A 13,696-nucleotide genomic window follows, 5' to 3' on the forward strand; every position below is an offset into this window, starting at 1 on the left:
GCCGGTCACCGGGGTGGTCGGGGTGTCGTCCGTGTCACTGCACGGTAAACGGTCTTGGCTGCGCTGCCAAGGCGCGAGACGCGGTTGGGACCGACGGCTCACCGCATTCCGGTCAGTCGGGCACGGTCGACCATCAATCGCCGCGCGGGGCCGGGTCAGGACGGTCGGGATGTTGACGTTTCCCGTGCTCGCAAGGCCTGCCGAGCGGGATATTCGGACGTCAGTCGCTATGCTGACCACGACACGACACGCCCCTGTAGCTCAGCTGGCCAGAGCACTCGCCTTGTAAGCGAGATGTCGCCGGTTCGATCCCGGCCGGGGGCTCCAACACCACCAGGCATTTCCTACGAGCGATGCCGTGGGTCGGCTGGGCGCTGGCTCTTTGGCTGGCCGTTGATGTGCCTTATCGGTTTGCCGCTGGCCAGCCCGGTCGGATAGGAAGCTTGCATGCTAAGGGGCAGCAAGGTTGGGCTCAGGGCCCGGCACGAGGGCGACATCCCGATCCTGCAGGCCGAGCTCTACGACGATGTGGTCAACTCCTCGCGGTCCGAAAGCCGGCCGTGGCGGCCGATCACGCCCGGCTCGAAGGACCCGCGGCTCGTGGTGGACGACAAGGAGCAGGGGCACGTCCCGTTCTCCGTGGTGGAGCTGGACGGCAGCACGCTGGTCGGCACCGCGACGCTGTGGGGCATCGACAACCACAACCGGTCCGCGCACATCGGCCTTGGACTGCTTCCTTCCTCCCGCGGAAAGGGCTACGGCACCGACGTGGTCGCGGTGCTGTGCCACTACGGCTTCGTCGTGCGCGGCCTGCAGCGGCTGCAGATCGAGACGCTGTCGGACAATGCCGCGATGCTCCGCGCCGCCGAGCGCAACGGCTTCGTCCGCGAGGGCATCCTGCGCTCCTCGGCCTGGGTGATGGGCGAGTTCCTCGACGAGGTGCTGCTCGGGCTCCTCGTCCAGGACTGGAAACCGGACTTGACGGCATAGGCTGCTGCCCAGGGGCCGTATTGCTCAGCGTCGCGTCCAGGTGAGGATGGCGGCGAGGTGCAGGGCCGTCCCGATGATCTCGCCGTCAGCGCGCCTGTGGGGCGGAGCTGGCGGCACCTCCCGCTCATAGCCGACGAGCGTGATGGCCGTGTGTTGTCTGGCAGCTCACCTGCCGTTGACCGGCTCGCGAATGAGGCCTGAATTGCCCTCTGCTCATCAGGTTTGGGCAATAATCACCTGTGTTGCCAGCTTGGCGGTGCATCCTCACCGAGGGAGAGTGACGTGGCCGAGGCGAGTCGCGCCGAAGAGGTTGACGGCCTCAAATTCATAAATCCCGAAGGCCTCTACGACCCCACCCCTAACAGCTATTCGCATCTGGCGCTCTTTCCCGCCGGCTGGCGGATGATCCTCCCTGCGGGACAAGGTGGAGAGACGGAGGATCAAGTCTTGTCCGCTGACTTCCGTACGCAGCTCAAGCAGGCCGTGCGGAACACGGAAATCGTGCTCGCCGCCGGCGGAGCCACGTTGTCCGACGTGGCAAAGTTCACGCTTTACGTCGTTAATCACGACAAGGAGAAATTTCGGATCATCGTCGAGGAATTCGCCCAAGTGTGGAGCGATCGGAAGCCGGCCTGGACGCTGGCCCCGGTGCCGGCGCTAGCGCTCGAGGGCATGCTGGTCGAAATCGATGTCATTGCGGTCGTACCACGCTAACTGGTGAGCCTGTCAGTGGTTGGCCCGCCGGCCGAGGTGTCCGTCCAAGCTCGGCGCGGCGGCGGTCGGCCCTCCGGGACCGGCCCGCCAGCGGCATATCCTGGCCTCGAGGAAAGGGGGGCCGGTGAGTCGCGCGGTCGAGGAGTCGAACCGGGCCATGCTGCGCGCCCGGGACGCGATGGACCGGTCGTACGCGCAGCCGCTGGACATCCCGGCGCTGGCCCGGATCGCGCACGTCTCGGAGGCCCACTTCATCCGGACCTTCCGGGCCACCTTCGGCGAGACCCCGCACCGCTACCTCCAGCGGCGGCGGGTGGAGCGCGCGATGTACCTGCTGCTGCAGACCGACCAGGACGTCACCGACATCTGCTACGCGGTGGGCTTCGGCAGCCTGGGCACGTTCAGCCGGACGTTCCGGCAGATCGTCGGCGAGTCGCCCACCGAGTACCGCCGGCGCAAGCCGCTCGCGGCCCCGGTGCCGACCTGCTTCACCAAGGCCTGGACCAGACCCAGCAGTTTTGGATAAGCAGCAGGTCAGGGCCGTCTTCTAGGGTCATTGGCATGACGATGATGAACGCACTGACCCGCTCCCAGATCTACGTCCTGGACCAGGACGAGGCCCTCGACTTCTACGTCGGCAAGCTCGGCATGGAGGTGCACACCGACGCCGACCTCGGCTTCATGCGCTGGCTGACCGTCAACGTTCCCGGCGACCGGCAGCGGGAGATCCTGCTGGAGAAGCCCGGCGCGCCGCGGCTGGACCCGAAGACCGCCGAGCAGGTCCGGGAACTGCTCACCAAGGGCGCGATGGGCGGTTCCCTCTTCCTCACCACCGACGACGCCCACAAGACGTACGAGGACCTGGTCGCCAAGGGGGTCGACGTCACCGACGAGCCGACCGACCGCCCGTACGGGATCGACTTCGGCATCCGGGACCCGTTCGGCAACCACATCCGCATCGGCCAGATGCACCCGCAGGGCTGAGGGGAGCGGACCGATGAGCGAGGTTACCGTCGGCGCCCGGCCGGTGGACCGGGTCGCGTGGAACCGGGCGCTGCTCGCCGGTGGCGCGCTGGCCGGGCCGCTCTGGGTGGCCGTCGCCCTGGCACAGGGACTCACTCGGGACGGCTTCGACTTCCGGCGGCACCCGGTCAGCGTGCTGAGCACCGGTGACCTGGGCTGGCTCCAGGTCGGCAGCTTCGTCCTCGCCGGTCTGCTCTGCCTGGGGGCGGCGGCCGCGCTGCGCCGGGTGCCGCACCCCGGCCTCGGGCCACGCACCGCCCCCTGGCTCGTCGGTCAGTACGGACTGGGCATGGTGCTCGCCGGCGTCTTCACCGCCGACCCGCTGGACGGCTTCCCGGCCGGTACGCCCGCCGGCCCGGGCGAGGTGAGCTGGCACGGCCTGGCCCACCTGGGCGCCGGTGTGCTGGCGTTCACCGCGCTGATCGGGGCCTGCCTGGTCGCCGGGCGCCGGTTCGCCCGCCGGGGCGAGCGGGGCTGGGCGGCGTACAGCGTCGCGAGCGGGGGCTACTTCGCGGTTGCCTGGCTGGCGCTGATGGCCTCCGGCGGCAACCCGGTCGCCATGGTCGCCTTCGGGGTGGCTGCGGTGGTCGGCTGGGCCTGGCTCACCGCGACCCTGGTGCGGGCCCTGCGAACGGGCTGACGGCGGTGGCCGTCATGATCGGGAGGCGCGACGGTTGTCGCGCCTCCCGATGCGTGTGAGGTGACCGCGATGGCGACCCGCCTGCTTTACCTGGCCCGGCACGGCGAGCAGGACCGGCCGCCGGAGACCCCCGCGGGCGTCGACCCGCCGGCGACCGGGCTCTCCGCCCGGGGCCGCCGGCAGGCGACCCTGCTCGGCGAGCGGCTGCGCGGCGTGCCGTTCGACGCGGTGCACCACGGCCCGCTGCCCCGGGCCGCGCAGACCGCAGAGCTGGTCGCCGCCGCGCTGCCCGGGGTCCCGGTGCAGGCCGGCGAGGAGGTCGGCGACCACCTGCCGCACGACACCGACCCGGCCGGCCTCCCTCCGGCGTACGCCGGGTTCCTGGCCGGCTTCACCGCGGCCGAACGGGCCGACGGGCCACGACTGACGGCGGCGGCCGTGCGCCGGTTCGCCACCCCGCCGGACGACGGCGACCGGCGCGAGCTGATCGTCACGCACACGTTCCTGATCGCCTGGTTCGTCCGGCACGCGCTGGACGCGCCGGAGCGGCGGTGGCTGGGCTTCAACGCGCACAACTGCGGGTTGACGGTGATCCGCTACCGCGAGGCCGCCCCGCCGAGCCTGATCGCGGTCAACGACGTCGCCCACCTGCCGCCGGAGCTGCGGGCCACCGGCCTTCCCGCCGACTACCGGGTCTGAGCCGCGCCGAGGACCTTCACCACGGCCTCGGCCAGGGCCCGGGCGGACTGCGGGTTCTGGCCGGTGACCAGGCGGCCGTCGACGACCACCTGCTCGGTCCAGTTCGGCGCCGGGACGTGCTCGGCGCCGGCCCGGGTGAGCCGGTCGGCGAGCAGGAACGGCACCACCTCGGTCAGCCCGACCGCGGCCTCCTCGTCGTTGGTGAAGCCGGCCACCCGCTTGCCGGCGACCAGTTGCGAGCCGTCGGAGAGCTTCAGGTCGACCAGGGCGGACGGCCCGTGGCAGACCGCCGCGACCACGCCGCCGCGCTCGTAGACGCCGGCGGCGACGCGGGCCAGCTCCGGGTTGCCGGGGAAGTCCCACATGGTGCCGTGGCCGCCGGCGAAGAGCACCACGTCGTAGCCGTCGGGGTCGACGTCCGCCACGGGGCGGGTGCGGGTCAGGTCGTTGGCCGCGAAGAAGTCGTTCTGGGTCGGGTCCGCGGGGTCCCGGCCGTCGACCGGGGGCTCGCCGCCGGCCACGGACGCCAGATCCACCTGGTAACCGGCGGTGCGGAACACCTCCCACGGCTCGGCGGCCTCGCCGACGTAGAAGCCGGTCTGCCGGCCGGTGTCGCCGAGGTCACGGTGACTGGTCAGGACGATGAGTGCACGAGTCATGCCGACCATGCTGGCCCGGAGCATCCATAGTCAGCCAATAGGCGCACCTCATCGCTGCGATAGGTTTTCTGATGTGAAGGTCTCGCTCGACCTGCTCCGCAGCTTCCTCGCGGTGCACCGTTCCGGCTCGATCACCGGGGCGGCCGAACTGCTCGGCCTGGCCCAGCCGACGGTCACCGCCCAGCTGCGTGCGCTGGAGGAGGCGCTCGGCCGGCCGCTCTTCGACCGGGTGCCGCGGGGCGTGCTGCCCACGGCGGCCGGCGACGAGCTGGCGCGCCGGGTGGCCGACCCGCTGGACCGGCTGGAGGAGGTGCTGGCCGACGAGCGGGCCGTGCCGTACCCGCGGACGGTCTTCCTCGGTGGGCCTGCCGAGTTTCTCGCCGAGCGGGCGCTGCCGGCGGTGGCGGGCCTGGTCGCCGAGGGCCTCCAGGTGCGGGTGGCCGCCGGCCTGCCCGATCAGCTGGCGGAGGACCTGACCGCCGGGCGGCTCGACCTCGCGGTGACCAGCGTGCGGCCGCGCCGCCGGGGGCTGACCGCCGAGCCGCTCTACGACGAGGAGTTCGCCCTGGTCGCCGCGCCGGTCTGGGCGGGGCGGCTGTCCGGACCGGTCACCCCGCAGACGCTGCGCGCGGTGCCCCTGGTCGCGTACGCGGAGGAGGCGCCGATTGTGCGCCGCTACTGGCGTACGGTCTTCGACACCCGGCTCACCCGGACCCCGAACCTGGTCGTGGCGGACCTGCGCGCGGTGCTCGCGGCGGTGCTCGCCGGCGCCGGGGCCAGCGTGCTGCCGACCTACCTCTGCCGGGCGCAGCTGGCCACCGGCGAGCTGGTGCCGCTGCTCCGCCCCCCGGTGCCGCCGCTGAACACGCTCTACCTCGCGGCCCGCCCCGGTGTCGCCGGGCGGCGCGAGGTGCAGGCGGTGCGTCGGGCGCTGGTGACCGCCGCCGCCGGCTGGTAGTGGCCGGCGGTCAACCGGTGGCCCGCTCCAGCAGTTCCACCACCGACCGGGTGACCTCGGGGAGGGCGCCGTCGGTGGGGCAGTCGACGTAACCGGTCTCGGTGCGGCCCACGGTCAGCCGGTAGCTGAACGCGTCCCGGCAGCCGGTGGGGGCAGCTGCCCGGCCGGCCTCGGCGGTCAGCCGCGGGTCGGCGACCAGCCGGCGCAGCCGGTCGAGGTCGGCCCGGTCCAGTTGCCCACTACGCCGCGACCCGGCGCGGTCCACGGCCGTCCACCGGCCGTCCGGCTCGACGGTGACCGTGTCGCCGCGCCCGGCGAAGCCACCCGTCCGGGTGAGCACGACGCGGCCGCCGGCCGGGGTGACGGCCGGCCCGGTCGGAGCGGGCGCGAGCGTCCCGGTCGGGGTCGCGGCGGCCGGCCCCGGCGTGGTGGGCGTGACCGGCCGGCCGGTCTCGCTGGCGCCGCCCGGATCCGGGGTGGTCCGCGACGGCTCGGCCGCTGTGCATCCGGTCAGCAGCACGGTGACCAAGGCGATCTTGACAGTGGCCATCGAGGCTGGTCTCATGCCATTCGGACGTGTGGCCCGGCCACTCGGTTCCGGTCGTCCGGGCTCCTCCGAACGTGCACCGTCCGGGGGCCGGGGGCCGGTCAGCTCCCCGACTTTCTGATCTACTCATCGCCGCATCTACATACGTGACCACGCTGTCACGCGATCCCCCGCCCTGGAGGGCACGTGAGAAGACCCCTTGCCGCCGTCGGCGCGGCCCTGCTCGCCGGCGGTCTGCTGACCGCCGTCGCCCCCCAGGCGACGGCGGCACCCACGCCCGCGCCCGCGTCCGACCCGGTCGCCCGCGCGGCGGCCGTGCTGCGCGCCAACCCGGGTGCGGTCCAGGGCGGCAGCGCCGAGTCCTACCAGGTGTACCGCACCAAGGTGGACAGTGACGGCAGCGCGCACACCCGCTACACCCGGACCTATCGCGGACTGCGGGTGCACGGGGGTGACTTCGTCATCCACACGGCGCCGGACGGCGGCTACGCCGGCTCCTCGGTCGGCCTGGCCGCCCCGCTGACCCTCGGCACCACCGCCAAGGTCTCGGCGGCCACCGCGAAGAAGGCGGCCCGCGCCCGGTTCCCCGGGAAGGTCACCGCGGTGGGCGCCCCGGAGCTCTTCGTCGACGCCAGTTCCGGCCGGGGCCGGCTGGCCTGGGAGACCGTCGTCAGCGGCTGGCACCCGGACGGGCAGACCCCGTCCCGGCTGCACGTGGTCGCCGACGCCACCACCGGCAAGCTGATCGGGACGTACGACGAGATCGAGTCGGTCGCCGGCACCGGCAACAGCCTCTACTCCGGCTCGGTCAGCATCGACACCACCCGCACCGGCAGCGTCTACCAGCTGATCGACCCGTCGCACGGCAACGGGTCCGTGTGCGACATGAACCACGGCATGTCGACCTGCACGACCGTCACCGACGCCGACAACACGTGGGGCAACGGCACCACCGGCAACGCGCAGTCCGTCGCGGTGGACGCCCACTTCGGTGCCGCCACGACGTTCGACTACTTCAAGGAGGTGCACGGCCGCAACGGCATCTTCGGCGACGGGCGCGGCGTGCCCAGCCGGGTGCGCTACGGACAGAGCTACGACAACGCCTTCTGGGACGGCTCCCGGATGACCTACGGCGACGGCGTGGGCAACGCCCGGCCGCTGGTCCAGCTGGACGTGGCGGCGCACGAGATGACCCACGGCGTGACCGACAACGTGGTGCCGGGGGGCCTGACCTACGCCGGCGAGTCCGGCGGCCTTAACGAGGCCACCAGCGACATCTTCGGCGCCATGGTCGAGTTCCGCGCCAACACGGCGGCCGACCCGGCCGACTACCTGATCGGCGAGAAGATCAACATCAACGGCGACGGCACGCCGCTGCGCTACATGTACGACCCGGCCCTGGACGGCTGGTCCGACCGCTGCTGGTCCACCGCCACCAGGAACAAGGACGTGCACTTCTCGTCCGGCGTGGCCAACCATTTCTTCTTCAACCTGGCCGAGCGCACCGGCGCCACCCCGTACGGCACCTCGCCGGTCTGCGGCAGCGCGCCCGGGATGACCGGCATCGGCCGGGACAAGGCGGCGAAGATCTGGTTCCGGGCCCTGGACGTGTACTTCACCTCCAACACGTCCTACGTGAACACCGGCAACCCGGCGAACACCGCCCGGGCGTACACGCTGCGGGCGGCGACCGACCTCTACGGCAGCTGCTCCACGGAGTACCGGGCCGTCCAGGCGGCCTGGACGGCGGTGAACGTCGCCGGCACCGACGCGACCTGCTCCACCGGCAGCGACTTCGCGTTCTCGCTGTCGCCGACCTCCGGTGCGGTGAACCCGGGCGGGTCCGTCTCCACCACCGTGGCCACCGCCACCACGAGCGGCTCGGCGCAGACCGTGACGCTCTCCGCCACCGGACTGCCGAGCGGGGCGACCGCCTCGTTCAGCCCGGCCTCGGTGACCTCGGGCGCCTCGTCCACCCTCACCGTCGCCACCACCGCCGCCACCCCGCCGGGTGTCTACACCGTGCGGGTCAACGGCGCCGGCTCGGTCACCCGGAGCGCCACCTACACGCTGACCGTGCACGGCTCCGGCGGCAGCTGCACCAGCCCGGGGCAGCAGCTCGACAACCCGGGCTTCGAGTCCGGCGTCACCGGCTGGGCGCAGACCACCGGGGTGATCGGGCAGCACGGCACCCGGCAGCCGGCGCGCAGCGGCAGCTGGAGCGCCTGGCTGGGCGGCTACGGCAGCGCGCACGCGGACACGCTCACCCAGTCGGTGAGCCTGCCGGCGGGCTGCACGTCGTACGCCTTCAGCTACTGGCTGCACGTCGACTCGGCGGAGACCAACATCGGCACCGCGTACGACACGCTGCGGGTGCAGGTGGTCGGCTCCACCGGGACGGTGCTGGCGACGCTGGCCACGTACTCGAACCTGGACCGGGCCACCGGGTACACCCAGAAGACCTTCTCGCTGGCCCCGTACGCCGGCCAGACGGTCACCCTGAAGTTCACCGGCACCGAGGACTCGTCGCTGCAGACCTCGTTCGTGCTCGACGACACCGCGGTCACCGTCAGCTGACCTGAGCACAGCGGGCCCGAGGGCCACCCCGCGCGGGTGGCCCTCGGGCCCGCGCCGTTATGGTCAGCCGGACCGGGGCGAGGGAGGCAGGACGGTGGCGGACGCGGAACTCGTGGTCGAGGTGACCGGGCCGGTGGCGACCGTGGTGATCCACAACCCGGGGCGGCGCAACGCGATGACCCCGGCGATGTGGCGGCGGCTGCCGGTGCTGCTCGACGCCCTGGAGGCCGACCCGGCGGTCCGGGCGCTGGTGCTCACCGGCGCGGCGGGCACCTTCTGCGCCGGCGCGGACCTGGGTAACCTGGACGAGCTGCTCGCCGCGGGGGACGCCAGCATTGCGGTCGTCGCCGAGGAGCGGCTGGCCGGGTTCGCCAAGCCGACCGTCGCGGCGGTGCAGGGCGCCTGCGTGGGCGGCGGGTGCCAGCTCGCCGTCGCCTGTGACCTGCGGATCGCCGCCACCGACGCCCGGTTCGGCGTACCGCCGGCCCGGCTCGGCCTGGTCTACCCGGCGCCCACCACCCGCCGGCTGGCCCGGCTGGTCGGCCCGGCCGCCGCCAAGCACCTGCTCTTAACCGCCGAACTGGTGGACGCGGAGCGGGCGCTGCGGATCGGGCTGGTCGACGAGGTGCTGCCGGTCGACCGCCTGGCCGCCCGGGTGGACGAGGTCACCGCGGCGATCGCCGCCCGCTCCCAGCTCACCGTCACCGCCGCCAAGGAGATCGTCGACGGGCGGGCGGACACGGACCGGATCACCTGGTGGCACCGGCAGGTCCTGGACAGCGGCGAGGCCCGCGAGGGCGTGGCCGCCTTCGCCGAGCGCCGCCCGCCGCGCTTCGGCTGGACGCCGCCGGCCCGGGGCTGACCCTCCCGCCACCTGGATCGGCCGCCCACTGTGGACGGCGAACCCTGCCGGCGGCACCGTGATCGGACACGTTCGATGCGCCGCTGGTGTCCGGCGGTCGGGTACGGCAGGCTGTCGGTCGTGCAGCGTGATCAGTTGCTCGCCGGCCGTTACCGGCTCGGCGAGCGTCTCGGCGAGGGCGGCATGTCCGTGGTCCACCGGGCGCACGACGAGGTGCTGGAGCGCGACGTGGCGGTCAAGGTGCTGGCCGGCTCCGACGCGGTGGCCCGACGGCGGATCCAGGCGGAGGCGAAGGCGGCGGCGCGGATCTCCCACCCGAACGTCACCAACGTCTACGACTACGGCGAGTCCTCGCTCGCCGGCGAGCGGGTCCCCTTCGTGGTCATGGAACTGCTCACCGGCCGTACGCTCGAGCAGCGGCTCGCCGCCGGGCCGTTGCCGCCCCGGGCCGGCCTGCGGGTCTGCGCCGAGGTGGCGGCCGCCCTCGCGGCCGCGCACGCCCTCGGCCTGGTGCACCGGGACGTCAAGCCGGGCAACGTGATGCTCACCCCGACCGGGGCGAAGGTCCTCGACTTCGGCATCGCCGCGATCGCCGGCGCGCCGGAGATCGACTTCGAGGGTCGACTGCTCGGCACCCCGGCCTACCTCGCCCCCGAGCGGCTCGACGCCGGTGAGGTGCTGCCGGCCTCCGACGTCTACGCGCTCGGGCTGCTCCTGCACCGGGTGCTCGTCGGCCGGCTGCCCTGGCAGTCGGCGACCCACACCGGGACGCTGCGCGCCCACGCGTACGCCGAACCGGGCCCGCTGCCCGAGGTGGCCGGGGTGTCGGCCGAGGTCGGCCGGCTGTACCGGCGGTGCGTGGCCAAGGATCCACTCGACCGCCCCGCCGCCGCCGAGGTGGCCCGGGTGCTCGCCGCGGCGGTCGTCCGGATGGCCGAGCCGGACCCGGTGCCGCCCGCCCGGCCGGCGGCGGAGCAGCCGGCGGCGGACCGGCCCGCCGTCCGGCCACCCGGCACCCCGGTCACGGATACCGGCGCGTCCACCCGGCGGGCCACCCGGCTCGGCCGGCGCGCCGCGCTGGCCGTCGGCACCGCGGTGGTGGCCGCGGTGGGAGTCGCCGGCACCCTCGGCGATCCGTCGGTGCGGCCCGGGTCGGACGGCAGGCCGCAGACCGGCCCCGCCACCAGCGACACCGCCGCCGTCGCGCTACCGGTCACCGCCGACGCCCCGGACCAGGCCAACGGCGGCGGCGCGCCGTCCGGTCCGGCGGCCGCCGCCTCGGCGACCTCCGCCGGGCCGGCCCCGCCCGGTGCGACCGCGAGCACGCCGGCGCCGGCCCGCACCACCGGCCACCCCGGCCCGTCCCCGACCGGAAAGCCGGGCGTGCCGGTCCCGGCGCGCGGCGGGGTGGTCACGGTCAGCTGCGACCGGCAGACGATCGAGGTGGTCGCCGTGACGCCGGCCGCCGGCTACCAGGTCGAGGCGTACGAGCCGGGCCCGGCGCGGGAGATCCGGGTGGAGTTCGTCTCCGCCGGCAACCGCAGCGTGGTGACGGTCCGCTGCGCCAACGGCCGGCCGGTGCCCAGGGTCAAGGAGCAGGAACGCGCGGCGGCCCGGCCCGGCCCGGCCGCTGACCGGGGCCGGCGCGGCCGCTGACCGGGGCCGGCGGGCGCCGCGCCGGGGCGCTGCCCTCGACGCGGCCCCCCGATCCCGCCGGCCGGTCCCTCAGCGGGCGGCCAGCGCCGCCCAGGTCGGCGTCACCGGCTCGCAGCGCAGCGGCATGCCGGCCTCGGCCGGCGTCCGGTCCCCCTTGCGCTGGTTGCACGGGTAGCAGGCGGCGGTGGTGTTCTTCCAGGTGTTCCGGCCGCCGCGGGAGCGGGGCAGGATGTGGTCGATGGTGCTGGCCGGCCCGCCGCAGTACGCGCAGCACCGGCCGTCCCGGCGTAACACCCCGGCGCGGGACCAGGCCGGTCCGGCGCTGAACCGCCAGCGCGTGACCACGTACCGGACGAGCCGGACCACCCGGGGGACCGGGAAGACCCCGATCACCCGGTCCGGCTCGGCCTCGTGGATCTCGGCGACCCGGCGGCAGAGCATCCGGATCGCGTGCTGGACGGTGACCCGGTGCAACGGGCCGAGGTCGGCGTTGATGACGAGGACGGCGTCCACCGGGATCTCCCTCCAAGGCGGTGACGGACGGACGGCCCGGACGACGAAAGAGCCGCCCGGTCCGGTTGCTGCGGAACGGGCGGCTCGACGTCGGGTACGCGTCAGTCGGGCCGGCCGCCCCGGTGCTCTTCGGCTCGGCAACCGCCGCCGGGCAGCACCGACGGCACGTGCGTGACGTGCGACATCGACATGACGGGCTCCCCGTGGCGGTGGTTGACCTTGCGCGATCACGGTAGGTACGACCGGGCGCGGGCGGCAACGCATTTCGATCTGGTGGGCGGCGTCCGGCGGGCCGATCGCGGCCCGGTGTCGCGCTAGCGGCGCCCGGCCAGCAGCCCGCGGGGGCAGACCGAGCGCACCGGCTCGGCCGCGCCACCCGCGGCCCGCAGGATGTGGTTCGCGGCGATGATGCCGGTCGCGGCGGCGCGCTCCATCAGGGCGCTGGGGAAGTCGGTGGCGATCCCGTCACCGGCCAGGTAGAGCCCGGCGGCGTCGGTGCGCACGCCGGGCCGGCCGGCGTGGCTGCCGGGGGTGAACGCCGGGGCCCGCGCCTCCACCCGGGCCCGCAGCTCCCGGACCCGCAACCGGGCCGCCTCCGGCCAGAGCGCGGCCAGTTCGACCCGCATCCGTTCGGCCAGCACCTCGGCGGGCACGTCCGGCTCGCAGGCGTACGCGTGCAGCTCCAGCACCGAGCCGCCGGTGCGCGCCGCCCAGCGCCGGGGCTCGTCCTCCAGCCGGTGGTAGAGGGTCACCGAGTCGAGGGTGGGCTGTCGGGACACCCCGCTGAACACCGCCCGGCCGGCGTGGACGTCCCCGTCGCACCAGTAGCGCGCCACCGCGTACGGCGGGCCGGGCGTGCCGAACGCGGGCATCCGCGCCACCAGTTCCGGCGCGGCCTCGACCAGGCCGGGGGAGGCCCCGACCAGTGCGGCGAGCGCCGGCGGGTCGACGGCGAGCACCACGTGCCCGGCCCGGTACGACCGGCCGGCGGCGGTGACCACCCGCCAGCCACCGTCCTCCCGGTGCAGCGCGGTGGCCGGGACGCCGGTCAGCACCCGCCCGCCGTGCCGCTCGACGTGCCGGGCCAGCGGCGTCCAGATCGCCGTCGCGTAGTCCTCGTCGGGGCAGTCGAAGGCCAGCCCCTCCGGGTTGCCGAGCAGGTAGAAATGGAACTGGGCGACCAGTTCGGCGGCCGACATCTCGGCCTCGTGGTTGAAGAACGAGTGCGAGAAGACCTCGAAGAGCATCGCCCGGGCCCGGTCCGGCAACCGCAGCGAGGCGAGCAGCTCATCGGCGGTGGTGTGGTCGAGCTCGGCGTAGGTGCGCGCCCGGTCGTAGCTGAGCAGCGGCAGCGCCGCGTCCCGGTCCATCCCGCGCAGGTCGGCCAGGCGCAGGCTGGGGCTGCGCAGCAGCAGTGCCAGCAGGTTCAGCGGGGGCGCCGGCGGCAGGTCGCCGAACTCCTCCGTCGGCCATTGCCGGCTGAGGATCGGGTAGCCCGCAACCGGCTTGAGCAGATTCAGTCCCGGGTCGATCCGGCGGAGGATCGAACGCCAGTTGTAGTACTGCCGGAAGAACGCGTGGAAGCCGTGCTCCACCTGCTGGACGCCGTCGGCGAGCGTCTCCGGCCAGGCGCCGAGCCGGCCGCCGAGGGTCGGCGCGGCCTCCAGCACGGTCACCGCGACGCCCCGCTCGGCGAGCACCACGGCCGCGGACATGCCGGCGATGCCACCGCCGACCACCACGGCCTCGACCGGGCGCGGCACGCGGGGGGCGCCACCGCCGCCCGGGTCCACCAGGTGCTGGCGTACGCCGACGAGCCGGCCGAGCACCTGCGACAGCGACATGGGCACCCTTCCCG

General features: G+C 74.1%; 14 protein-coding genes and 1 tRNA gene. 11 read left to right on the top strand and 4 right to left on the bottom strand.

The annotated features are described in order from the left end of the window. Nucleotides 1-250: 250 nt before the first annotated feature. The 7 genes from ACVCAH_RS01025 to ACVCAH_RS01055 all read left to right on the top strand — a co-directional run bounded on the left by ACVCAH_RS01025 (nt 251) and on the right by ACVCAH_RS01055 (nt 4,066). Nucleotides 251-327, top strand: a tRNA-Thr gene (locus ACVCAH_RS01025). Between the two features lie 120 nt (nt 328-447). Then, entirely contained in the window at nt 448-990 is a 543-nt protein-coding gene (locus ACVCAH_RS01030; RefSeq protein WP_447134116.1) for a GNAT family N-acetyltransferase, read from the top strand. A 282-nt stretch (nt 991-1,272) separates the two neighbouring features. Then, nucleotides 1,273-1,704 (top strand): RidA family protein, encoded by a 432-nt coding sequence (locus ACVCAH_RS01035; protein WP_447134117.1) that lies wholly within the window; start codon nt 1,273-1,275, stop codon nt 1,702-1,704. 124 nt (nt 1,705-1,828) lie between these two features. After that, nucleotides 1,829-2,230 (top strand): helix-turn-helix domain-containing protein, encoded by a 402-nt coding sequence (locus tag ACVCAH_RS01040; protein ID WP_447134118.1) that lies wholly within the window; start codon nt 1,829-1,831, stop codon nt 2,228-2,230. A 44-nt stretch (nt 2,231-2,274) separates the two neighbouring features. Next, entirely contained in the window at nt 2,275-2,688 is a 414-nt protein-coding gene (locus ACVCAH_RS01045; protein ID WP_447134350.1) for a VOC family protein, read from the top strand. A 13-nt stretch (nt 2,689-2,701) separates the two neighbouring features. Further along, nucleotides 2,702-3,367 carry a DUF998 domain-containing protein gene (locus ACVCAH_RS01050; RefSeq protein WP_447134119.1) on the top strand — a complete coding sequence of 222 codons (666 nt, stop codon included), beginning with the start codon at nt 2,702-2,704 and terminating at the stop codon, nt 3,365-3,367. A gap of 69 nt (nt 3,368-3,436) precedes the next feature. Beyond that, nucleotides 3,437-4,066, top strand: coding sequence for a histidine phosphatase family protein (locus ACVCAH_RS01055; protein ID WP_447134120.1), 630 nt, complete (start codon nt 3,437-3,439; stop codon nt 4,064-4,066). On the opposite strand, the gene ACVCAH_RS01060 is transcribed toward ACVCAH_RS01055, so the two are convergent. Further along, nucleotides 4,054-4,725, bottom strand: coding sequence for a type 1 glutamine amidotransferase domain-containing protein (locus ACVCAH_RS01060; protein WP_447134121.1), 672 nt, complete (start codon nt 4,723-4,725; stop codon nt 4,054-4,056). The two genes, ACVCAH_RS01055 and ACVCAH_RS01060, sit on opposite strands and share 13 nt — an antisense overlap. Before the next feature lie 73 nt (nt 4,726-4,798). Here ACVCAH_RS01060 and ACVCAH_RS01065 point away from each other — a divergent pair, with 73 nt between their 5' ends. Then, nucleotides 4,799-5,683 carry a LysR family transcriptional regulator gene (locus tag ACVCAH_RS01065; RefSeq protein WP_447134122.1) on the top strand — a complete coding sequence of 295 codons (885 nt, stop codon included), beginning with the start codon at nt 4,799-4,801 and terminating at the stop codon, nt 5,681-5,683. 10 nt (nt 5,684-5,693) lie between these two features. Here the strand turns inward: ACVCAH_RS01065 and ACVCAH_RS01070 are convergent, their stop codons facing one another. Further along, complete coding sequence (locus ACVCAH_RS01070; protein WP_447134123.1) at nt 5,694-6,233, bottom strand: protealysin inhibitor emfourin; 540 nt, start codon at nt 6,231-6,233, stop codon at nt 5,694-5,696. A gap of 183 nt (nt 6,234-6,416) precedes the next feature. Here ACVCAH_RS01070 and ACVCAH_RS01075 point away from each other — a divergent pair, with 183 nt between their 5' ends. The 3 genes from ACVCAH_RS01075 (at nt 6,417) to ACVCAH_RS01085 (ending at nt 11,325) form a co-directional block, all read left to right on the top strand. Further along, nucleotides 6,417-8,807 (top strand): M4 family metallopeptidase, encoded by a 2,391-nt coding sequence (locus ACVCAH_RS01075; RefSeq protein ID WP_447134124.1) that lies wholly within the window; start codon nt 6,417-6,419, stop codon nt 8,805-8,807. Nucleotides 8,808-8,901: 94 nt separating this feature from the next. After that, nucleotides 8,902-9,669 (top strand): enoyl-CoA hydratase/isomerase family protein, encoded by a 768-nt coding sequence (locus tag ACVCAH_RS01080; RefSeq protein ID WP_447134125.1) that lies wholly within the window; start codon nt 8,902-8,904, stop codon nt 9,667-9,669. A gap of 120 nt (nt 9,670-9,789) precedes the next feature. Then, complete coding sequence (locus ACVCAH_RS01085; RefSeq protein ID WP_447134126.1) at nt 9,790-11,325, top strand: protein kinase domain-containing protein; 1,536 nt, start codon at nt 9,790-9,792, stop codon at nt 11,323-11,325. A 69-nt stretch (nt 11,326-11,394) separates the two neighbouring features. Here ACVCAH_RS01085 and ACVCAH_RS01090 read toward each other — a convergent pair whose 3' ends face one another. Both ACVCAH_RS01090 and ACVCAH_RS01095 read right to left on the bottom strand, forming a co-directional pair. Further along, the gene (locus tag ACVCAH_RS01090) at nt 11,395-11,838 is read right to left on the bottom strand and encodes an HNH endonuclease (protein WP_447134127.1); all 444 of its coding nucleotides are present in this window, start codon (nt 11,836-11,838) and stop codon (nt 11,395-11,397) included. Nucleotides 11,839-12,152: 314 nt separating this feature from the next. After that, a complete protein-coding gene (locus ACVCAH_RS01095; protein WP_447134128.1) occupies nt 12,153-13,682 on the bottom strand; it encodes an FAD-dependent oxidoreductase in 1,530 nt (509 codons plus the stop codon). Nucleotides 13,683-13,696 lie beyond the last annotated feature (14 nt).

Source organism: Micromonospora sp. LZ34 (assembly GCF_052981855.1).

Bases quoted from the DNA above. Each gene is read 5' to 3' on its own strand.
- ACVCAH_RS01060 (WP_447134121.1), bottom strand. From the start codon at position 4,725: ATGACTCGTGCACTCATCGTCCTGACCAGTCACCGTGACCTCGGCGAC.
- ACVCAH_RS01095 (WP_447134128.1), bottom strand. From the start codon at position 13,682: ATGTCGCTGTCGCAGGTGCTCGGCCGGCTCGTCGGCGTACGCCAGCAC.
- ACVCAH_RS01050 (WP_447134119.1), top strand. From the start codon at position 2,702: ATGAGCGAGGTTACCGTCGGCGCCCGGCCGGTGGACCGGGTCGCGTGG.
- ACVCAH_RS01045 (WP_447134350.1), top strand. From the start codon at position 2,275: ATGAACGCACTGACCCGCTCCCAGATCTACGTCCTGGACCAGGACGAG.
- ACVCAH_RS01070 (WP_447134123.1), bottom strand. From the start codon at position 6,233: ATGGCCACTGTCAAGATCGCCTTGGTCACCGTGCTGCTGACCGGATGC.
- ACVCAH_RS01030 (WP_447134116.1), top strand. From the start codon at position 448: ATGCTAAGGGGCAGCAAGGTTGGGCTCAGGGCCCGGCACGAGGGCGAC.
- ACVCAH_RS01055 (WP_447134120.1), top strand. From the start codon at position 3,437: ATGGCGACCCGCCTGCTTTACCTGGCCCGGCACGGCGAGCAGGACCGG.